General features: G+C 61.5%; 18 protein-coding genes and 1 tRNA gene. 12 read left to right on the top strand and 7 right to left on the bottom strand.

Translation table 11 applies throughout. The features are described from left to right. Positions 1–845: 845 nt before the first annotated feature. Positions 846–935: transfer RNA gene (locus BLW50_RS18710), tRNA-Ser, on the bottom strand. 261 nt (positions 936–1,196) lie between these two features. Between BLW50_RS18710 and BLW50_RS18705 the strand changes: the two genes are divergently transcribed. The 3 genes from BLW50_RS18705 (at position 1,197) to BLW50_RS18695 (ending at position 3,357) form a co-directional block, all read left to right on the top strand. Then, a complete protein-coding gene (locus tag BLW50_RS18705; RefSeq protein WP_090705287.1) occupies positions 1,197–1,520 on the top strand; it encodes a hypothetical protein in 324 nt (107 codons plus the stop codon). A gap of 33 nt (positions 1,521–1,553) precedes the next feature. Beyond that, on the top strand, positions 1,554–2,210 hold the full coding sequence (gene msrA, locus BLW50_RS18700; RefSeq protein WP_090705285.1) for a peptide-methionine (S)-S-oxide reductase MsrA: 657 nt from the start codon (positions 1,554–1,556) through the stop codon (positions 2,208–2,210). Between the two features lie 241 nt (positions 2,211–2,451). Next, entirely contained in the window at positions 2,452–3,357 is a 906-nt protein-coding gene (locus BLW50_RS18695) for a LysR family transcriptional regulator (protein ID WP_090705283.1), read from the top strand. 51 nt (positions 3,358–3,408) lie between these two features. On the opposite strand, the gene BLW50_RS18690 is transcribed toward BLW50_RS18695, so the two are convergent. Then, the gene (locus BLW50_RS18690; RefSeq protein WP_090705281.1) at positions 3,409–3,930 is read right to left on the bottom strand and encodes a DUF2938 family protein; all 522 of its coding nucleotides are present in this window, start codon (positions 3,928–3,930) and stop codon (positions 3,409–3,411) included. A 202-nt stretch (positions 3,931–4,132) separates the two neighbouring features. Between BLW50_RS18690 and BLW50_RS18685 the strand changes: the two genes are divergently transcribed. From BLW50_RS18685 to BLW50_RS18670, 4 genes are all read left to right on the top strand, one after another. After that, positions 4,133–4,660, top strand: coding sequence for a nuclear transport factor 2 family protein (locus BLW50_RS18685; protein ID WP_090705279.1), 528 nt, complete (start codon positions 4,133–4,135; stop codon positions 4,658–4,660). A gap of 130 nt (positions 4,661–4,790) precedes the next feature. Further along, the gene (locus tag BLW50_RS18680; RefSeq protein ID WP_090705276.1) at positions 4,791–6,215 is read left to right on the top strand and encodes an amidohydrolase family protein; all 1,425 of its coding nucleotides are present in this window, start codon (positions 4,791–4,793) and stop codon (positions 6,213–6,215) included. Positions 6,216–6,237: 22 nt separating this feature from the next. Further along, positions 6,238–7,215 carry a Bug family tripartite tricarboxylate transporter substrate binding protein gene (locus BLW50_RS18675; RefSeq protein WP_090705274.1) on the top strand — a complete coding sequence of 326 codons (978 nt, stop codon included), beginning with the start codon at positions 6,238–6,240 and terminating at the stop codon, positions 7,213–7,215. A 57-nt stretch (positions 7,216–7,272) separates the two neighbouring features. Then, on the top strand, positions 7,273–8,397 hold the full coding sequence (locus BLW50_RS18670; RefSeq protein WP_090705271.1) for an amidohydrolase family protein: 1,125 nt from the start codon (positions 7,273–7,275) through the stop codon (positions 8,395–8,397). 26 nt (positions 8,398–8,423) lie between these two features. Here the strand turns inward: BLW50_RS18670 and BLW50_RS18665 are convergent, their stop codons facing one another. The 3 genes from BLW50_RS18665 to BLW50_RS18655 form a co-directional block, all read right to left on the bottom strand. Continuing rightward, a complete protein-coding gene (locus BLW50_RS18665) occupies positions 8,424–9,470 on the bottom strand; it encodes a 2-dehydropantoate 2-reductase (protein WP_090705268.1) in 1,047 nt (348 codons plus the stop codon). Position 9,471: 1 nt separating this feature from the next. Further along, positions 9,472–10,980, bottom strand: a complete 1,509-nt coding sequence (locus BLW50_RS18660) for an acyl--CoA ligase (protein ID WP_244544315.1) — start codon at positions 10,978–10,980, stop codon at positions 9,472–9,474. 201 nt (positions 10,981–11,181) lie between these two features. After that, complete coding sequence (locus BLW50_RS18655; RefSeq protein WP_170850237.1) at positions 11,182–11,733, bottom strand: MarR family winged helix-turn-helix transcriptional regulator; 552 nt, start codon at positions 11,731–11,733, stop codon at positions 11,182–11,184. Positions 11,734–11,952: 219 nt separating this feature from the next. On the opposite strand from BLW50_RS18655, the gene BLW50_RS18650 reads away from it, so the two are divergent. The 5 genes from BLW50_RS18650 to BLW50_RS18630 are packed head-to-tail and all read left to right on the top strand — an operon-like array spanning position 11,953 to position 16,925. Beyond that, positions 11,953–12,417: a RidA family protein gene (locus BLW50_RS18650; RefSeq protein ID WP_170850236.1), complete on the top strand. Its 465-nt coding sequence runs from the start codon at positions 11,953–11,955 to the stop codon at positions 12,415–12,417. Continuing rightward, the gene (locus BLW50_RS18645; RefSeq protein ID WP_090705258.1) at positions 12,414–13,937 is read left to right on the top strand and encodes a sugar ABC transporter ATP-binding protein; all 1,524 of its coding nucleotides are present in this window, start codon (positions 12,414–12,416) and stop codon (positions 13,935–13,937) included. Before BLW50_RS18650 ends, BLW50_RS18645 begins: the two co-directional genes overlap by 4 nt. Further along, complete coding sequence (locus tag BLW50_RS18640; protein ID WP_090705256.1) at positions 13,934–14,914, top strand: ABC transporter permease; 981 nt, start codon at positions 13,934–13,936, stop codon at positions 14,912–14,914. Before BLW50_RS18645 ends, BLW50_RS18640 begins: the two co-directional genes overlap by 4 nt. 5 nt (positions 14,915–14,919) lie before the next feature. Beyond that, a complete protein-coding gene (locus BLW50_RS18635; RefSeq protein WP_244544314.1) occupies positions 14,920–15,891 on the top strand; it encodes an ABC transporter permease in 972 nt (323 codons plus the stop codon). Positions 15,892–15,944: 53 nt separating this feature from the next. Continuing rightward, positions 15,945–16,925: a sugar ABC transporter substrate-binding protein gene (locus tag BLW50_RS18630; RefSeq protein WP_090709345.1), complete on the top strand. Its 981-nt coding sequence runs from the start codon at positions 15,945–15,947 to the stop codon at positions 16,923–16,925. Between the two features lie 189 nt (positions 16,926–17,114). Here BLW50_RS18630 and BLW50_RS18625 read toward each other — a convergent pair whose 3' ends face one another. Both BLW50_RS18625 and BLW50_RS18620 read right to left on the bottom strand, forming a co-directional pair. After that, entirely contained in the window at positions 17,115–18,614 is a 1,500-nt protein-coding gene (locus tag BLW50_RS18625; protein WP_090705251.1) for a phosphomannomutase/phosphoglucomutase, read from the bottom strand. Positions 18,615–18,767: 153 nt separating this feature from the next. Then, positions 18,768–19,337, bottom strand: coding sequence for a retropepsin-like aspartic protease family protein (locus BLW50_RS18620; RefSeq protein ID WP_090705249.1), 570 nt, complete (start codon positions 19,335–19,337; stop codon positions 18,768–18,770). Between the last annotated feature and the right edge of the window lie 104 nt (positions 19,338–19,441).

The following is a 19,441-nucleotide window of genomic DNA, read 5'->3' as shown; positions in this document are numbered from 1 at the left end:
GGAAAATAGAAAACCCCTACTGAGCGCAAATGTGCGCCGAGTGAGATTTCCGTCGCTTTTCTGCACCCAGTCAGATGACGACAAATGACGACATCGGCCGCGCCCGGCGTAGGTTTTAATAACCTGAAAAAACCTACCGGCTTCCTTAAACAAAGGGCGGATATGGCACCGAGTCGGCCCCTCCGATGTTAAGCCAAGTTAAGCCTGATGGGCGGATTGAAAAACAATCAGCCTTTATCAAAGCCGCCCGGCACGCGAGGGGGCGTGCTTAAGTGTCTATGACCGTGGTGGATATTCGAGCTTTGGCGCACGTTGGCGATAAACTTGGGCAAGTTGCCCAGGTTATCGGGCACGATATGACATGTGTGCATCATCCCTGCGGTAGTCAACGGGTTAAAATGCATAACCCCCATAGGTTCAGCGACATACAAGTGTGAATCGTGCTGCCGGAATGACAGGAAATGACAAGGTGTGTGAGCGCTCGGGCGGCCTGAGATTGGCAACAAATGGTAACAAGCCCCCGGCGCATATAGCCGGGCAGCCGCGCAGGACTTTTTGCAGGCCCTAAAGAAACGCGCCAATAAACAAATGGGAAAATAATGGCGGGAAACGCTGCCGGCGGTCGGTCAGTCGGGAGTTTTCGGAGAGATACGCGCGCGAGGGAAGGAAGATTTTCCCCATATCGTCACGCGCGTAGAGAAAATCATCCGCCATGGGGCCCGTTAATACCGAGGAAAGCCGCCGTGGTTCGCCACGAACCGGCGCTAAAGTGTGGACCTCTGTGTGGACTGATATCCAGACTATCGAATAATATCGATATAATACAATTACTTAGATGAATTTTCTGGCGGAGGGAGCGGGATTCGAACCCGCGATACGGTTTCCCGTATACACACTTTCCAGGCGTGCGCCTTCAACCACTCGGCCACCCCTCCGGACGCGCCTGCATATGGCCACACGGGCGGCGGGACAACCCCAAATGACAAAAAATCCCGGGCTTTACGCAGTCTGGTGGTGAAAGGCGCCTTAACAGGCTCTCAGGACCCGCTTTTTTGCTCCCAGGGCCCGCTCTGGTCCCCTCATTTCAGGCCATCTGCAGGTCAGGCCATCGGTCGCATCTATCCGCATGGACAAGCCCGCCCGGCATGGTTAAGCACGGAATCAATGAAAACCGTTGGTTAGATGCGGGTCCGGCCATGTTTCGCTTCTTCCTGCGCACGATCGGCGTCCTCTTGCTGGCCGGCGGCTGCGCCATGCTCATCATCGACGGCACCCAGTCGATCGCGGCCTCGCAGCTCAAGATGACGCCGCTGGGCGAAACCTGTTTCAAACTGTTCCCGACACTCTTTCCGCTGCTGCAACCGGCGGTGGAGCGCAATATTCATCCGCTGGTCTGGGATCCGTTCCTTTTGGGCTTCTTTCTGATGCCGACCTGGCTGGCGCTCAGCCTGTTCGGCTTGCTGTTCTTCTGGGTGGCGCGCCGTCGCGCCGCCGCGATCGGGTTTTCCAGCCGGCCGTAACTATATAAGCTGGGACATTATAGGAGGCCGCCGATGTTCTTCTCCCGCAAACCTCTCAGCATTCCCACCAAGGACGAGGCGCTGCCGGGCCGCCCGACGCCGCTCCCCACCGCGACAAGCCATTTCGTCAACGGCCACCCGATCAAGGCGCCGTGGCCGGAGGGGATCAAGACCGCGATTTTCGGCATGGGCTGTTTCTGGGGTGCCGAGCGCAAATTCTGGCAGTTGGGCGAGGGTGTTTACGCCACCGCCGTTGGTTATATCGGCGGTCCCACGCCCAACCCGACCTATGAAGAAGTCTGCTCCGGCATGACCGGCCACAATGAAGTGGTGCTGGTCGCCTACGATCCGACGAAGATTTCCTACGAGGGGCTGCTCAAGGCGTTCTGGGAGGACCATGACCCGACCCAGGGCATGCGCCAGGGCAATGACGTGGGCACCCAATACCGCTCCGGCATCTATCTGACCGATCCGTCGCAGCGCGCGGCGGCGGAAGCGAGCAAGGAAGCCTATGGCAAGGCGCTCGCCGGACGCGGGTTTGGCGCGATCACCACCGAGATCGTCGATGCCGGCCCGTTCTATTATGCCGAGGGCTATCACCAGCAATATCTGGCCAAGAATCCGGGCGGCTATTGCGGCCTCGGCGGCACGGGCGTTGCCTGCCAGATTGGCACCGGCGTCGCCGCCTAATGTAAATCGCGGTTCTATGGAAACGCGATTTTATTTTCGAGCTCTGTTCGGACGCGTCTTCGCGGCGCTGGATGATGCCATCCCGCCGCGAAGCGCGAGAGCTCAACTGCTAAATTGATTTTCGATCCTCCGGTCGACCATCGTGCCAATCGATCATGTCAATTGGCCATGCGCGGCCGCTTGTTCCATCGTCGATTATTACGTAAGTATGATGAGTTGAGCTTATTATCTGGCATTCAATATGAATATCACGTTGAAGCAGGTTCGCGCGTTTCTGGAGGTGGCGAAGCTCAAGAGCTTCACGCGGGCGAGCGAGCGACTCAACGCCACCCAATCGTCATTGTCGGTTCTCATCCGTGAGCTTGAGGCCGAATTGGAGACGCGCCTGCTCGATCGCACCACGCGCAGGGTCGAGATCACCGAAGCAGGACTTGAGTTCCTGCCTTTCGCCGAGCGCATTCTGGGGGTTCTGGGTCAAGGCCTGGAGGCCACGCGCGAGCTGACGGCGCGGCGTCGTGGGCGTGTCAGTATCGCGGCGTCCCCGCTGGCCGCCGCTGCGTTGCTGCCGCGCGCCATTGCCCGCTTTCAGCAGCTTTATCCCGGGATCAATGTCGTTCTCGAGGAGTTCCCGCCAGAACAGGTTTCGATGCGCGTCGCCGATTCCTTGTGCGATTGCGGCGTCGGCGTGTTTGATACGAGAGACGAGGGGCTGACGAGCGAGCCCGTCTTTCAAGAGCAACAGATGTTGCTGTGCCCGCGCAAACATCCGCTCGCGGCGAAAAGTGAAGTGCGGTGGAGCGATCTGCCGAACTATCCCTGGATTGCGGTGGGGGCGGAAAGCGCCGCGCGGCGACGGCTCGATCGCCAGTTTGCATTGGCCGGCATCTCCATTCAGCCGTCCTTTGAAGTGCGCAACATGATGACGATGCTGGGCTTGGTCGATGCCGGGATCGGCGTCGCCATCTGGCCGTCATGGGCGATCTCGCTGGCGCGTTCCTTTGATGTGGAAATTAGGCCTCTTGTCCGGCCGAAGGCCGTTCACATCGTATCCGTCGCGGTGCCGAAGGGGCGGATTGTGTCCCCGGCGGTGGAAGCGTTTATCGAGACGCTCAAAGAGCACGCGCGCGCTCTCGCCAAGGCGCGCTAACGGCGGTCTCAGCCGATCCAGAATGCAAGCACTGACCGTCCTGGCCGACGATCAGGCCACGCCGGTGGCCGTTAGAAGTGCATTTAGCAAACGCGCGCCCGTATAAAAGCTGACGCCAAGAACGGCATGGGAGACGATATTGATCGCGCGAATGCGATTGGCGATCGGACTTTTGGATGCCGCGAACCCATGCCCAAAGGCGGGCATCAGGACACACCAGATGAAGGGGATTGTCGCAAAGCCGGCGATCAAGGCGGGAAGAAGCGTGGGGGCACGCGCCCAGCTGCTTCCCGCGAGCAGAAGCAAGATCGCCGCGAACACCATGCCCACAGTGTAGTGCACGAGCCAACCGACGACCTGTTCGTGCGGGCTGGCCGGCGCCAGCTTGATATTGTCGTGGACGATCCGGCCTGTACGGAGATGGGCGATCCAGCGCGCGAGAAGCGCCCAATCCGGCGTCGGCGTTCCCAGTGTCAGCCGCAGAAGAACGGCCCAGAGATCAAACGTCGCAGTCGCGACGATGCCGATGAACACAGCACGCGTGAGCAATTCCAGCATCGTCATATCTGTCATGGGCCTTAAACCTGCAAGCTGACCGGCGAGAGAGCCAGAGGCCGCCGATCGGGTCGGTCAATAAACCACGCCATCGCCCGCTACACTTATTCGAAAACAATATTAATCGTTCCTAATAATGAATTAGACCCAAGGATCGAGGGCCTCTAATTTTGCAGCATTCCGAGGGCGCATAGGCCGTGGACGAGGCGAGGAGTGAGGCATGACAGAAGCAACCGATGCGGTCCTCGCGCGGCTCCCGGCGGAAAGCGAGATCAACAAACTGATCCACACCTATCCGCGCGGTCTCGACCGGTTGGATCGCGATATCCTTCTCTCTCTGGGGCACAAGTCAGCCACCGTTGAGTTTACGGGGATGTTCAGCGGCACCTGGGTCGAGTTTGTTGACTGGTTGATGAAGGCGCACACCAGCATGCTCTACAACCGTCACACGATCGGCAATGTGCTGATCGAGGTGAAGGGTAACGAGGCGGTGAGCGAAACGACCGCCACCGCTCATCTTATTGTTTCGCGCGCGGACGGCGATGTCGAGGAACGCGAAACCCATTCGCGTTATCTTGATCGTTGGCGCTTCGAGGCCGGCCGCTGGGGACTGACCCATCGGCACACGCTCCGTGATCTGCGGACCATTCAGATCATGACAGCGGCGCAGCTCTCGGCTGCGACGGAATATGTGCACGCTGCCGATGTCGGTCGCGCCGATCCCTCCTATGCCCATTTTGCCCGATGACGCCCGAGCGCGCGATCTGTCGTGGAGCGTTACCTGCCGCGTGCATGGTGGCGGGGTCGTTCAGCATCCCGATCGGCTTTGACGGAACGAACGATACGGCAGGCATGATCGTCCGGCGTGGATTGAAGCCATGACCGGATTGCGGCTGCAGCGATTTTGCCTTTGCCATAGCCAGTGGTCGGCGGTCGCTTTTGCGCCGGCTGAGCGCGCGGGCGGCGCCGCGGCGCAGGACAGGAGCCCGCCGCTCCCGGCGCGTGGCGAATATATCATCCATGGCGCGCATGTTCTGACCTTCGACCCCGACATTCCCGATCTGCCCATCGGCGACATTCATATCCGCGATGGGAAAATCCTGGCGATCGGCGCGGCGCTCGACGCGCCAGAGGCCGAGCGGATCGACGGTCGCGACATGATCGCCCTGCCGGGCTTCGTGGATACCCATTGGCATCTGTGGAACAGCTCGCTGCGGGCTCTTATTCGCGCCGACGACAAGACCGAAGGCTATTTCCCGGTGACCTTGCGGCTCGGTCCTCATTGCACGCCAGAGGATGCAAGGCGGTCGGTGCGTCTGGGCGTTGCCGAGGCTCTGGCCTCCGGTATCACCACGGTGCACGATTGGTCGCACAACATTCGCACACCGGCTCATGCCGACGCGGAAATCCAGGCTTTGCGTTCAGCCGGCATCCGGGCGCGTTTCTCCTATGGCTGGGGGCAGGACCTCGCGCTGACGGACGCGATGAACACGGGCGATCTCGCGCGCGTGGCGCGCGACTGGTCGAAGGAAGATGGGCTTTTGTCCCTCGGCGCGGCCGTGCGCACACCGGTTGCCAATCCGCGCGGCATTGTCCCTGTCGACATTCTGCGTGGCGAATACGAGGCCATTCGCGCGCTTGATCTGCCGATCACCATGCATGCGCGCCCCGGCGTCGTTTCCGTCCTCGATGATAACGGCCTGCTCGGACCGGATGTGCAACTTGTGCATCCGCAAGGCCTGTCGCCGCAGGAGCGCAAGCGCGTCGCGGCGACGGGCACGCGCTTCTCCTGCTCGCCCGTGATCGAAATGCACTACGCCCAGGCGACCCGTGGCGAGATCCAGTTTCAAGAACTGGAAGAGGATGGCATCCAGCAGAGCCTCTCGGTCGACTCCTCGGCCGCCTCCGCCAATGCCGACTTCTTTGCCTGCATGCGCGCCTTGCTCTGGTCGCATAAGCAACGCTTCGGTACGACCAGGCCGCTGACGCCACAACGTCTGCTGCAGCTTGCAACCATCGATGGCGCGCGCGATCTCGGCCTGGCCGACAAAATCGGATCGCTGACGCCGGGCAAGCGCGCCGATCTCATTCTCGTGCGCACCAACGACGTCAACATGGCGCCGGTCATCGATCCCTATTTCGCGCTCGTCTATTCAGCGCAGCCCGCCAATATCGATACGGTCCTTGTTGACGGACGCATTCTGCGTCGCAAAAGCCAATTCACGGCGCTCGACCAGGACGAGATCGTCCGCGAGGCCAAGGACAGCATCACACAACTGAGAGAGCGGGCGGGCCGCACATAAGACTTTCTGAGGGAGAACGACCATGATCCTGCGAAAAATATGCCTTTCCGCGTTTGTTGTTCTCTTGTCATCCAGCCTGTCTGTGGCGCAGACCTATCCGACAAAGATTGTCCGTATCATCGTGCCTGCCGCGCCGGGCGGCGGACTGGATATTTTCGCGCGTGCCGTCGCGGAACGCTTAACCCCGAAATGGGGGCACCCTGTCATCGTCGAGAATAAACCCGGCGCATCGACGATATTGGGCGCAACGCAAGTCGCTAAAGCAGCACCGGATGGGCACACGCTGCTTCTCACCAACGAACAGACCATCACCAGCAACCCCTTCCTTCTGGAGAATCTGCCGTATGACGCGCGTCGCGATCTGACACCAATCAGCCAGCTCATCAGCGTTCCGCAGCTGGTTGTGGCGCACGAAGCCGTGCCGGCCAACTCGATGAAGGAATTGGTCGAACTGGCGCGCAAAGAATCAAGCAAACTCGTCTATGCGTCTTATGGGTCGGGCAGCCTCCCGCATCTGCTTTTCGAGGGGCTCAACAAAGTCGCCGGCACCAATATCGCCCAGGTGCCCTATAAGGGGATCGTTCCGGCCTTCAGCGCAACGGCGGCGGGCGAGGCGCAATTGACTCTCGTGGGTGTTTCGCGCGCGCAACAGCAAATGCAGGCGGGACGCATCAAGCCTCTCGCGGTCCTTTCCGACAAGCGCCTCCCCGAGTTGCCGCAGGTGATGACTGTCGCGGAAGCGGGATTCGGCGAGATCGACCCAGGGGTCACGTGGTTCGGCCTGTTTCTGACAAGCGGATCTCCATCAGGCTTGCCGGAGAAAATCGCGAAAGACGTCGCGGAAATCTTCGCTGATCCGGCGATGCGCGAAAAATACGTAACCGCGCAGGCCATGACGCCCATATTTTCCACGCCGCAGGCTTTTGGCGAAGTGATCGCAGCTGACATGCGTCGCATGGAAAACTTGGTGAAATTGACCGGTGTCAAAGGCGAGCAATAGGGCGGGTCTCAACGCCTTCGCTGCCGGCTCGAAGAGCGAACCCTGGGAGGAGTGCGCATGGCATTCATGTCATCGGCTGACAGGTTCAAGATGAGTTCCACGCCATCGAATGTCGATCGGCGCGGCTTTCTGCGCGACTTCGGCGCGCTCGCGGCAACGGCCTGTCTATGCGGTCGCTCTCATGCGCAGGGGGCGCCGACCTCCGCAACAACAGCAGCGTCGAACGCGCAGAAGCCTTACCGGATCGATACCCATCATCACATTCTGCCGCCGGCCTTTCTGGCCGAAGAACGGGAACGTGTGATGAACGCGTCACAAGGGATCAATCCAGACGTGATCGACGGTTGGACCCCGCGCCGTTCCATTGACGATATGGACAAGGCGGGTGTGGCGACGGCTGTCGTGTCGATCTCGACACCCGGCGTCTATTTCGGCGACGTCGCCCAGGGCCGCCGTCTGGCCCGCTTGTGCAACGATTATGGTGCGGGATTGGTCCGCGATTTCCCGGGTCGGTTCGGCATGTTCGCCGCCATTCCACTGCCTGACGTCGAGGGCAGTCTGCGCGAAATCGAATATGCGCTCGATACTCTCAAGCTCGATGGCATCGGCCTGATGACGAGCTACGGCGACCGCTGGCCAGGAGACCACGCTTTCTTTCCGGTCTTTCAGGAATTGAATCGGCGCAAAGCGGTTGTCTATTTTCACCCGACGGCGCCCACATGCTGCGATTCGCTCGTTCCCAACGTTTCGTCGGCCTTGATCGAATATCCGACCGACACGACCCGCTGCGCGGCAAGCCTGGCCGTCAACGGCGTCTTTTCCAAGTGCCCCGATATTCGCTTCATCTTCTCGCATGGCGGGGGATCGTTGCCGACGTTCGCCGCGCGGCTGGACCGGCTCTTCACGCGGGTTAAAACGATCAGCGAGAACCTGCCGAACGGCGCGCTCTATGAATTCAAGCGGCAGTATTACGATGTCGTCGCGACCACCAACCCCTCGACAATGGCCGGCTTGACCAAATTCGTGCCGACCAGTCAGATTTTGCTCGGCGGCGATTTTCCCTATCGTCCCGCCGCCGAGGAGGTTCAAGGCCTGCGCAAGCTCGAACTATTTTCCGAGACCGAGCTGCGGGCCATCGAGCGTGAGAATGCTCTGCGGCTGATGCCGCGATTGCAGGGGTAGGCGGCATCTGACGCTCGCGCCTCGATCTAGGCGGCGGCCTCCTGTGCGCTGGTCTGCGGCAGGATTGCGGCTTCAAGGGCTGGCCGGCGCTCGTAAAGATTGAGCACTTGGCCTTGCAGGCGCACCAGCGTCGCCACGGAGTCGAGCGTTGGCGTCGCGATGTTCAGCCGGCGCGCCAGTTCCAACACCGAAGAAACCAGCGGATCGATCTCCATCGGGCGGCCGAGTTCGACATCGTGGCGCGTCGAGGGCTTGTGGCCGACGATATCGGTGCCGCCCTTGATGCGTTGTTCGATGCTGACGGAGAAGCGCGCGCCGATGGCTTCGCCCACGGCCTTGCATTCGGCCATCATCGCATGGATCAGCCGATAGCTTGCCGTGTCGGCGCCGATCACATCGAGGCTGGCGCCCGTGAGCGCGGAGACCGGATTGAACGAACAATTACCCCACAGCTTGATCCAGATCTCGTCGCGCAGGCGCGCTTTGCGCGGCGCGCGCAGGCCGCCGGCGATGAGCAGTTCCGACAACACGCGCAGACGCTCGCTGTCGGACCCATCCGGTTCACCCAGGGTGAAGCGGTCGCCGCTCGCATGATGGATGACGCCCGGTTCAGGCACGTCGCAAGCGGGGTAGACGACACAGCCGATGGCGCGCTCTGGCCCGAAGAATTTCCATTGCGCGCCGCCAGGGTCGACACTTTCGAGCCAGGTGCCGTCGAGCGCCGTGCCGGTCTTGATGCCGTGGAAATACCACCAGGGCAGGCCATTGACGGCTGGGACGATGGCCGTCCTGGCGCCAAGCAGAGGCGCGAAACGCTCGACGATCGGCGGCACCGCATGGGCCTTCAGGCCGGTGATGACATAATCCTGTTCGCCCAGATCACGGGGATCGTCGCTCGCCTTGATGCGATAGGTCTTCTCCGTTCCGTCCTTGCGCAGTTTCAGGCCGGAGGCTTTGATCGCCGCCAGATGCGGGCCGCGCGCGACGAGCGATATGTCGGCGCCGGCCTCAGCGAGGGCCGCCGCCATATAGCCGCCAATGGCGCCGGCCCCGAACACACAGACTTTGACCATGTCAGGCTTCTCCCAGGCCAAGCAATTTGGCCAGGCCGATGCGCTGCACCTTGCCGGTGGCGCCTTTCGGCACTTCGTCGAGGATCACGATTTTCTTCGGCACCTTGTAGGGCGCGAGCGTTTGCGAGGCAAAGGCCTGCAATTCAGAGGCTGTCAGGGTGGCGCCCTCCGCCAACACGATGGCGGCGGCCACTTCTTCGCCCAGCGCCTTGTGCGGCATGCCGAAGGTGACGCATTGGCCCACGGCTGGATGTTCCAGCAGCACGTCATCCACCTCCAGCGGCGACACCTTTTCGCCGCCCCGGTTGATGATCTCCTTGATGCGGCCGGTGATCTTCAGATAGCCGCCGTCGTCGAGATAGCCCTGGTCGCCGGTGCGGAACCAGCCGTTGGTAAAGCCCGATGCATTGGCGGCGGGATTGTTCTCGTAGCCGAGAGTGACATTGGCGCCGCGAATGCAGACCTCGCCTTCGCTGCCGGCGGGCATGCTGGCGCCGCCCAGATCAAGAATGCAGATCTCCGGCCCCGCCGCCATGCCGACGAAGCCTGGCTTCTGTTCGCCCGGCGGCAGCGGATTGGAGGCCATCTGATGCGCGGCTTCCGTCATGCCATAGGCTTCGATCACCGGGCAGCGGAAGGTTTCCTGCAATTCCTTGAACACCGATGGCGGCAGCGAAGCCGAGGACGAGCGCACGAAGCGCAGGCCCATCGACGCCACCGCATCGGCATTGCGCCCGGCCCGCTGCAGGATGGCCTGATGCATGGTCGGCACCGCCGAATACCAGGTCGGCTTCTCTTCGGTCGCCCAGCCAAAGAAGCGCAGCGCATTGAAGCCTGGCGTGCAGCACACCGACGCGCCAGCCGTCATGGAGGCCAGCACCACGGCCATCAGCCCGTGGATGTGGAACAGCGGCATGACATTGAGGCAGTGATCCTGCTGGGAAAGCCGCAGCGTCGCCGCGATATTATTGGCGGAAGCGAATAGATTGGTCTGCGACAGGGGCACGACCTTGGGGCGCGACGTGGTGCCCGACGTGTGCAGGACGAGCGCTTCATGGTGGGGCGCCGGCGGCGTGCTGTCGGCCTCTTCCGGCCACAGAGTGAAGGCGCCGGCCGGCGCGTCCGCGGCGATCTGCAGTTCGGCGACGGGAATGTTCAGTTTTGCTGCTGCCGCCCGCACTGGATTGTCCGAGCCCGGCTCGACGAGCACCAGTTTTGGCGTCAGGTCGGATAGATAGAATTCATACTCGGCTTGCTTATAGGCGGGATTGAGCGGCGCGGCCGACAGGCCGGAAGCCACCGCCAGGAAAGACGAGGCCATTTCAGGGCCGTTGGGGAGCACGATGGCGACACGGTCGCCAGGGCCGATGCCTTTGGCCGCCAGCTGACGGTGGATCTGCCTGATGAAGGCGCGCAGCGCGCCGAAAGTCATAGGACTACGTCCAGGCGCCGCCAGCGCGATTGAAGCGTCCGGCGCGGCTTGCAGCAGAGTCAAAACAGTCGTGCTCAACGCAAAGGCCCTCCCTCGTATATGCGGCAGGGCCTCGCGATTTGCTCCGAGGTGCCGTGCCTGCGTCCGGAGGATGCAGCAGAAGATGCCAGGCTGCAACGTCGTGCCGAACGGATTCCGAGGCAGGGCGGTTATGCGCTGATCGGATAGGTGCTTTTGCACCAAGCAGGGCAGAAACGGGAAGGTCGGTTCCCGCTTCGACTAATCCTCACGCGGACTTTCAAGCGAGATCATGAGGCGCTGCAGGAGATCGGCGAGTTTGTCCTTGTCGCTGTTATTCAAGGCGCTGACGAGCCCGTGGGAAGCGGCGAAATGGCCGGGGACGAGTTTCTTCACCATGTTGCGGCCCTTGGCCGTCAGCGTGATCCGCGCGCCACGGCCATCGCTCGGATCGCGTCGGCGTAAGATATAACCGTCTTCCTCGGCCCGGCGCAGACGTGCCGTCATGCCGCCGGACGAGAGCAGGCACTCGGCATAAAGGTCGGTCGGGCGCACACCCTCGGCGCCGGCGCCTTCCCAGCGATAGAGCGTCAGAAGCAGATCGAACATGTCCCAGGCCAGGCCATGCTGCGCCAGACTTTTTTCGATCCGGTCGCGCATCAACAGCGACAGGCGGACGATCCGGCCGACCGTCTCCAGATGGTGCGCGTCGAGATCGGGGCGGCAGACTTCCCAGCCGGCGATGATCTCATCGATGGAATCCTGAGAGGCGTTCTTTGTCTCGGTCTTCGGTTCAGTCTTCGTATCAGTCATGGGCTTATTCATAAGCTTATTCCTGGCGCTTCGCGAGGCAGGCGCTGCGAAAATTTTCATCGGGCATTTATCTTGACACAAAGATAAATCGAGATGATGCTCTGTACCAAGGTTAAATATGAGGGGACGCGTTCGATCGGGGCAGGGCGAGATCGTCAAGCTTCGTTCGCAACGTTCTGGAGCGCTCCATCGCGAGCGCCACGAACAGGGAGCCTATCGATGACACGCAAGCCTGCGTATGCCGCTTCGCCGTCAAATCCTGCTCTCAAAGAGATTCAAACCCATCCCGAGCGCAAGCCCGACATGCCTTACGCGCCGGCCATGCGCATCGAGAGCCCCTGCGGCTTGCTCTTCATCTCGGGCGCCACGCCATCGCCGCTCTATCACAAACATCCGCACGATATTTCCGAGCATGTTCATCCCAACGCGATCGAGGATCAGACGCGGCGGGCCATGGAAACGATCAAGTCGATTCTCGAACATGAGGGGCTGACGTGGACCGACATCGTCAAGGTCACGAAATATCTCACCGATATTCGCGATCAGGACGGCATGGTCGCGGTGTTGAAGGAATATTTCGGCGACTGGACGCCAGCCAGTACGACGGTCTGCGTCAATCAGCTTTCGACCCAGGGCGCGCGCATCGAACTCGATATGATCGCCGCCTTCCCCGTCGGCAAATGACCGTGGCGCAGCGCCTCGCATCGGCCTCTGACGGTCAGGCGATGCCCCTGCTGCGGCTGAGCAATATCAAAAAATCTTTCCCCGGCGTCGATGCGTTGAAAAACGTCTCGTTCGAGATCAGGGCCGGCGAAGTCCATGTCATTCTCGGCCAGAACGGCGCCGGCAAATCCTCGCTCATCAAAGTGCTATGCGGCGCCTATCTTGCCGATGGCGGCGCGATGGAGGTCGAAGGGCGTCCGGTTGCGATCCGTGGTCCAGCCGATGCCAATGCGCTGGGCATTGCCGTCATCTTTCAGGAATTCTCGCTCGTTCCCTATCTCGATATCGCCCAGAATATTTTTCTAGGCCGCGAACAAGCGTTCTCAAAAGCCGGCTTCATCGACAAGTCAGCCATGCATGCGGCGGCGCGCCAGGTCCTGCAGCAACTGGGTCTGAGCTATGACACACACGGCTTCGCCCATAACCTTGGCGTCGCCCATCAACAGATGGTCGAGATCGCCAAGGCTCTGTCGCAGAACGCCCGCATCCTGGTGATGGATGAGCCGACGGCGGCGATTTCGGAGCGCGAATCCGATCGCTTGTTCGATGTCATCGCGCGGCTCAAGCAGCGCGGCGTGGCGATCGTCTATATCTCGCATCGGATGAAGGAGATCATGGCGCTGGGCGATCGCATCACGGTGATGCGCGACGGCGCCGTGGTCGGCAGTTTCCGGCGTGACGAGGCGACGACGGACGAGCTGGTCCGCCTGATGATCGGTCGTTCCCTTGATGGAATGGCGCGCCGCGCGCCGGTGGCGGCTGGAGCCTGCGTGCTGTCGGCCGAAAATATGCGCACGGTGAAACTGGCGGATATTTGCCTTGATGTGCACGCGGGCGAAGTTGTCGGCCTCGCTGGTCTTGTCGGATCAGGCCGCACCGAAGTCGTGCGTGCGATCTTCGGCGTCGATCCCCTTACGAGCGGTAGCCTGCGCCTGAACGGCCGGCCCTTTACCTTGCGTCCGGACGCCAGCATCCGCGCCGGCATCGCGCTGCTACCGGAAGACCGCAAGCGCCAGGGGCTGGCGCTCCCCTTGACGGTGGGCGACAACGCCATCGCCGCCGCGCTCTGGCGCTTGTTCCGCTATTTCCGCTTTATTCCGGCAACCGCCCGTCAGGTCTGCGACGATCTCATCGCCCGCCTCAACATCGCGACGCGCGGGCCGGGACAGCAGGTGCATGATCTCAGCGGTGGCAACCAGCAGAAGATCGTGCTCGGCAAATGGCTGGCGGCGGGTGCCCGCCTGTTCCTGCTCGATGAACCGACGCGCGGCGTCGATGTCGGCGCCAAGGCTGAAATCTATCGGCTGATCGATGGCCTGGCGAAAGAGGGCGCCGCCGTCCTGGTGATCAGCTCCGAATTTCCCGAACTCGTGCATCTCTGCGACCGCGCCTATGTGATGCGCGATTACGCCATCGTCGGTCATCTCGATCACGGCAACCTATCGGAAAAGGCCATTCTCGACCTGGCGGTGCATCCATGACCGATCATGTCGCAGCCCCTGGCTCGGTGAGCCACGATGGAGTCTGGCGTAGGATTCCCGGCGTCGCTTTCATCCTCGTCGCCATGGTGGCGCTGTTCACCTTCGGCAATCCGCGCTTTCTGTCGGGCGACAATCTCGCCAATCTCGGCTTGCAGGCGTCGCTTCTCCTAATGCTGGCCCTGCCGATGACCCTGGTCATTCTCACCGCCGGCCTCGATCTGTCGGTAGGCGCGCTGCTGGGTCTGTGTGGTGTGGTCATCGCGGCGCTGCTGGTGGCGGGCTGGGGGCTCATCGTTGCTGTGGGCGCCGCGCTCGCGGTCGGTCTCATCATTGGCCTGATCAACGGCTATCTCGTCAGCTATCTGTCGCTGCCAGCTTTTGTCGTCACCTTGGGTACCTTAGGCATCAGCGAAGGACTGGCGCTGGCGATCAGCCACGGCGATCCCATCGGCGGTTTCACGCCAGCTTTGGAGACTTTCTACCGCTCGACGGTTCTCGGTCTGCCAACCCCGGTGATCGCCGCAGCGCTGTTCTGCGGCCTGCTGTGGCTCGTGCTTTATCGCACCCGCTTCGGCAATTACATCTTTGCCATCGGCGGCAATAAGGAAGCGCTGCATCTTGCCGGCATCCGGGCCGATCTCGTCCATATGATGGTTTATGTCCTATGCAGCCTGTCGGTCGCGCTGTCGGCTCTGCTGCTGTTGGGGCGCACGAATTCGGCTCACCCGTCGGTGGCGGTCGGCATGGAATTCGAGGCGATCGCCGCCGTCGTTCTTGGCGGTACGTCGTTTGAGAAAGGCCAGGGCTGGCTGCTCGGCACCGTGCTCGGCGTGCTCGCCATCACGGTGCTGCGCAATGGCCTCAATATCTTGTCGGTCGAGCCATCCCTGCAGGTTCTCTGCGTCGGCCTGATGCTGATCGTCGCTCTGCTGATCGATCGTGGCCGCAAAGGTACATCGGCGGGAGCGGCGGGATGACGGCAATGAACATTTCCGCGCCCACGCTCACGCGGCGCTCCCTTAATCCAGATACGATCGGCCTTTTGATCCGGCTCGGGCTGATCGCCGTCATCTGCCTGTTTCTCACCTTCGTCAGCGAAGGCTTCGCCACCGCCGACAATCTCCTCAACATGCTGCGCCAAGCGAGCCTGTTGTTCCTCATCGCAGCGGGTCTGACCCTGGTGATCATTGGCGGCGGGCTCGACCTGTCGATCGGCGCCAATCTCACCCTCTGCGCCTGCCTGGCGGCGGCGACCATCAAGAGCACGGGGCAGCCGATGGCGGGCGCAGCCGTGGCGCTGGCTTGCGGCACCCTGGTCGGTCTCACCAATGGCGTGCTGATCAACAGGCTCAAGCTGCCGGCTTTTCTGGCGACCTTCGGCATGCTGTGGGTGGCGCAAGGCCTGGCCTATCGCTTCATGGCCGGCCAGACGATCTATGGTTTTCCACCGGGCTTCCGCACCCTTGGCATCGGCTTCTTTCTCGGCGTGCCGGTGCCGATCTGGATCGCGCTCGTGGTCGGGCTCTGTGGGCTGATCTTCCTGGCGCGCAGCACCTTGGGCCGCGAGGTCTATTTCATGGGCGCTAACGAGACAGCGGCGGTGCTCTCAGGCATTCCGGTGGGGCGTCGCCGCACCTTGCTCTATGCGCTCAGCGGCGCCATGGCCGGCTTGGCGGCGCTTGTCTATATCGCGCGCCTCAACGCCGCCGAGCCTGGCATCGGCGAGCCTTTGTTGCTGCCGGCCATTGCGGCGGTTCTGGTTGGCGGCACGTCGCTGTTTGGCGGTCGCGGCACCATCGTCGGCACCTTCCTTGGCGCGTTGATCCTGACCTTGATCGTCAAAGCGCTCAATGCGCTGAACGTTGACGCGGCATGGCATCCGGTCGTCACCGGCGTCACCCTGTTGTTGGCGCTGCTCGCCGACGCCGCGCTTAATCGCGGCGGACGAAAGTGAATTCGACCGCCTCTCCAAGGCGGGGACTGTGCAGTAACGGAAGGGGTGTGAGCATGTTGAGCAAGCGCATCGTGACGTCAATCATCGCGGCCTCCGCGATTGCCGTGCCGTTGATAGGAACGCAGGCGGCTTTCGCCGCCGGCGAAGTGGTGGCCGCCTTCACCAAGAACCAGGTTGATCCGCATTTCGATGGCGTGCGCGCCGGGGTCGATCAGATGGCTAAGAAAATGGACGCCAAGGTCCGTCATTACATGCCGACCAAGCCGAACAATATCACTGAAGGCATGGCGCAGCTTGAAGACGTCGGCGTCACCAAGCCCAACATCATCCTGTTCATGCCGATCGATCCGAAGGCGCAATTGCCGACGATCAAGCGATTGATCGAGGCCGGTACGCCGATCGTCAATTACAATGACAGGGCGGGCGACGCACCCTATGCCGCTTTCGTTGGCCAGGATGATTTCAAGCTCGGCCACGACATCGCCAAGGCGCTGTTCGACCATCTCGGCGGCAAGGGCAATGTGGTGATCTTGGAGGGCATTCGCGGCTCCAACACCGGCGACGAACGCAAGCGCGGCTTCGACGCGGCGCTGAAGGAATATCCCAACATCAAACTGCTGGCGTCGCAGCCGGCCAATTTCCAGCGCTTGCTCGGCCAGCAGGTGATGGAAAATCTGATGCAGCAGTTCAGCAGCATCGATGGGGTCATCGCGGCAGCCGATGCTTCGGCGCTCGGTGCGGCGGAAGCCCTAAAGTCCGCCGGCCGCGACAAGGTCGCGGTTGTCTCGATCAACGGCGTGCCGGAGGCGGTCGAGGCGGTGAAGAATGGCAGCCTGTTGGCGATCGCCGAATTCAACGGCTTCAAGATCGGCTGCGTCGCCACTGAGATCGCGCTGAAATCCATCCGTGGTGAGAGCGTGCCGAAGCAGATCCTCATTCCCGGCGCGATCATCACCAAGGCCAACCATGCCGAATGGCTGGTGCCCTATAACGACCGCACCTGTCCGACAGCGGCGAGCTTCGCCGGTAAGTAAGCTCAAAAGAAAAGAGCGAGGACGGCTTTGCCATCCTCGCCTTATCCGTTATTGCGAGGAGCGCAGCGACGCGGCAATCCAGGGGCGTGCGCAAAAACGTCAAATATTCCTGTGTCACAGGGGCATTTGACACCTATGGCGCTACACTTTGACTCCTGGATTGCTTCACTTCGTTCGCAATCACGGGTTTTAGATCGTCTGATTATATTCGCCGACTTCCGGGTATTGACGCAGCACGCCGTCGATCGCCTTGAACATGTCGCGCATATGGGCTTCCGCCGCCGGGCTTTCGACCACGACCACCAGTTCCGGCTTGTTCGAGGACGCGCGCACCAGGCCCCAGGTGCCGTCTTCCACCATCACGCGCACGCCATTGACCGTGATCACGTCGGTGATCTTTTGGCCCAGCAGCTTTTCGCCCTTCTTGTGCATATCGGTGAAATGCGCCGTCACTTTTTCGACGATGCCGTATTTCACTTCATCGTCGCAGTGCGGCGACATGGTCGGCGAGCCCCAGGTCTTCGGCAGTGCGCCATAGAGGTCGGCCATGGTCTTGGTCGGGTTGCGATCGAGCATGTCGAGCACATGGATGGCGGTGAGCAGGCCATCGTCATAGCCGCGGCCGATCGGCGTATTGAAGAAGAAATGGCCTGACTTCTCGAAGCCGGCCAGCGCCTTCAGGTCGGTGACGCGGCGCTTGATATAGGAATGGCCAGTCTTCCAATAGTCGGCCTTGACGCCAAGTTCGCGCAGCACCGGGTCGGTGGCGAAGAGGCCAGTCGATTTCACGTCGACGACAAAGGTCGGGTTCTTGTGCAACTTGGCGAGATCGCGCGCCAGCATCACGCCGATCTTGTCGGCGAAGATTTCGTCGCCATTGTTGTCGACGACGCCGCAGCGGTCGCCATCGCCGTCGAAGCCAAGGCCGACATCGGCGCCGACTTCGCGCACTTTCGCCGCCATGGCATGCAGCATTTCCATGTCTTCAGGATTGGGATTGTAGCGCGGGAACGTGTAGTCGAGTTCCGTGTCGAGCGGCACGACCTCGCAGCCGAGCGCCTCCAGCATCTGCGGCGCGAAGGCGCCGGCGGTGCCATTGCCGCAGGCGGCGACGACTTTCAGTTTGCGCTTCAGCTTCGGCCGGTTGGTGAGATCGGCGAGATAGCGGGCCGGAAAGTTCTCGATGAACTGATAGCTGCCGCCATCGCGATATTTAAAACGGCCTTCCAGCACGATGTCGCGCAGGCGGCCCATTTCGTCGGGCCCGAAGGTGACGGGGCGCTGCGCGCCCATTTTCACGCCGGTCCAGCCATTGTCGTTGTGCGAAGCGGTGACCATGGCGACGGCGGCGCAGTCGAGTTCGAACTGGGCGAAATAGGCCATTGGCGACAAAGCGAGGCCAATGTCCTTCACCTTGATGCCGGCTGCCATCAGGCCGGTGACCAGCGCATATTTGATCGAAGCCGAATAGGAGCGGTAATCGTGGCCGGTGGCGAGTTCCGGTTTGACGCCCATTTCATGCAGCAAAGTGCCCAGGCCAAGGCCCAGGGCCTGGATGCCCATCAGATTGATTTCTTTGCCGAAAAGCCAGCGTGCGTCGTATTCGCGAAAGCCGGTCGCCTTGACCATGGGGCTCGATTCGAACGCATAGGTATTGGGCGTGAGGCTCGGCGAGGGCTTTGGATACATGGGAGTCCTTTTACGCAGGCTGGAAGGCTAGGAAATCGTCTCAAGCGTCGGAAATCAACGTAACACGTTGATAACACGCTTCTGTCTGCAAGGTTCAGTCTGAACGGGCGGTTAATGGCAGAATCCATGGCGTTTCGGCAGAAACGGTTTGTTCTAAGGATTCAGCACCATGCTCCCGTCGGCCACCTCGAAGCTTTTGAGTTTGCTGAGAAAGCTCATGCCGAGCAGGCTGGCCGTCTCGATGCCCGGCGGCAGGATCGCGGCGGCGACATCGCGCACCAGGATGTTGCCGAGGCGCACTTCACGCAACTGCGCCCGGGCGACTCTGATCTCGCCGTTCGCCGTCACCACCCGGTATTTGAAATCAGACGGCAGCGGCCGCAGCCCCAGCGCGGCCGCGTCCCGGTTCGACAGCGAGACATAAGTGGCGCCGGTGTCGACCAACATGCGCAGGCTACGGCCTTCGATCTCGACCACCGCCAGATAATGACCGCTTTGATCGGCGGGCAAGCGCACCGGGCCAAAGCCAAAGGCGGGCGCGGCGGACGGTTTGGCGGCCGGCGCTTCCGGCTTGGCCGCATGAGGCGTGCTGCTCGGGAAGAAACGTTCGCTCAATCCCGCGATCGGCGAGTGGCCCGGATCGCGCGACGACGCCAGATAGGTCGCCACCGCGATGGCGAGACCGGCTGAGACGACGGCGAGCTTGATGGGTTCGTTGAACATGATCAGATGCGCGGGCCAATGATGCCCACGGTTCTATCACGACGGCGCACGGCGGCGGTTAATACCGTGCCGCAGCGTCGGGTAAGGTGAGAAGATGCTTAACC

Origin of the sequence: Beijerinckia sp. 28-YEA-48, from assembly GCF_900104955.1 — a bacterium.
Taxonomy (GTDB): Bacteria; Pseudomonadota; Alphaproteobacteria; order Rhizobiales; family Beijerinckiaceae; genus Terripilifer.
Note: the sequence above shows the minus strand (reverse complement) of the source record. Positions and strands in the feature narration are given on the sequence as shown.

Excerpts from the sequence above, each read along its gene's own strand:
- BLW50_RS18670 (WP_090705271.1), top strand. The coding sequence starts at position 7,273 with ATGGCATTCATGTCATCGGCTGACAGGTTCAAGATGAGTTCCACGCCA.
- BLW50_RS18690 (WP_090705281.1), bottom strand. The coding sequence starts at position 3,930 with ATGACAGATATGACGATGCTGGAATTGCTCACGCGTGCTGTGTTCATC.
- BLW50_RS18630 (WP_090709345.1), top strand. The coding sequence starts at position 15,945 with ATGTTGAGCAAGCGCATCGTGACGTCAATCATCGCGGCCTCCGCGATT.
- BLW50_RS18695 (WP_090705283.1), top strand. The coding sequence starts at position 2,452 with ATGAATATCACGTTGAAGCAGGTTCGCGCGTTTCTGGAGGTGGCGAAG.
- msrA (WP_090705285.1), top strand. The coding sequence starts at position 1,554 with ATGTTCTTCTCCCGCAAACCTCTCAGCATTCCCACCAAGGACGAGGCG.
- BLW50_RS18705 (WP_090705287.1), top strand. The coding sequence starts at position 1,197 with ATGTTTCGCTTCTTCCTGCGCACGATCGGCGTCCTCTTGCTGGCCGGC.
- BLW50_RS18640 (WP_090705256.1), top strand. The coding sequence starts at position 13,934 with ATGACCGATCATGTCGCAGCCCCTGGCTCGGTGAGCCACGATGGAGTC.
- BLW50_RS18675 (WP_090705274.1), top strand. The coding sequence starts at position 6,238 with ATGATCCTGCGAAAAATATGCCTTTCCGCGTTTGTTGTTCTCTTGTCA.
- BLW50_RS18665 (WP_090705268.1), bottom strand. The coding sequence starts at position 9,470 with ATGGTCAAAGTCTGTGTGTTCGGGGCCGGCGCCATTGGCGGCTATATG.
- BLW50_RS18635 (WP_244544314.1), top strand. The coding sequence starts at position 14,920 with ATGAACATTTCCGCGCCCACGCTCACGCGGCGCTCCCTTAATCCAGAT.
- BLW50_RS18620 (WP_090705249.1), bottom strand. The coding sequence starts at position 19,337 with ATGTTCAACGAACCCATCAAGCTCGCCGTCGTCTCAGCCGGTCTCGCC.
- BLW50_RS18680 (WP_090705276.1), top strand. The coding sequence starts at position 4,791 with ATGACCGGATTGCGGCTGCAGCGATTTTGCCTTTGCCATAGCCAGTGG.
- BLW50_RS18645 (WP_090705258.1), top strand. The coding sequence starts at position 12,414 with ATGACCGTGGCGCAGCGCCTCGCATCGGCCTCTGACGGTCAGGCGATG.
- BLW50_RS18685 (WP_090705279.1), top strand. The coding sequence starts at position 4,133 with ATGACAGAAGCAACCGATGCGGTCCTCGCGCGGCTCCCGGCGGAAAGC.
- BLW50_RS18625 (WP_090705251.1), bottom strand. The coding sequence starts at position 18,614 with ATGTATCCAAAGCCCTCGCCGAGCCTCACGCCCAATACCTATGCGTTC.
- BLW50_RS18650 (WP_170850236.1), top strand. The coding sequence starts at position 11,953 with ATGACACGCAAGCCTGCGTATGCCGCTTCGCCGTCAAATCCTGCTCTC.
- BLW50_RS18655 (WP_170850237.1), bottom strand. The coding sequence starts at position 11,733 with ATGACTGATACGAAGACTGAACCGAAGACCGAGACAAAGAACGCCTCT.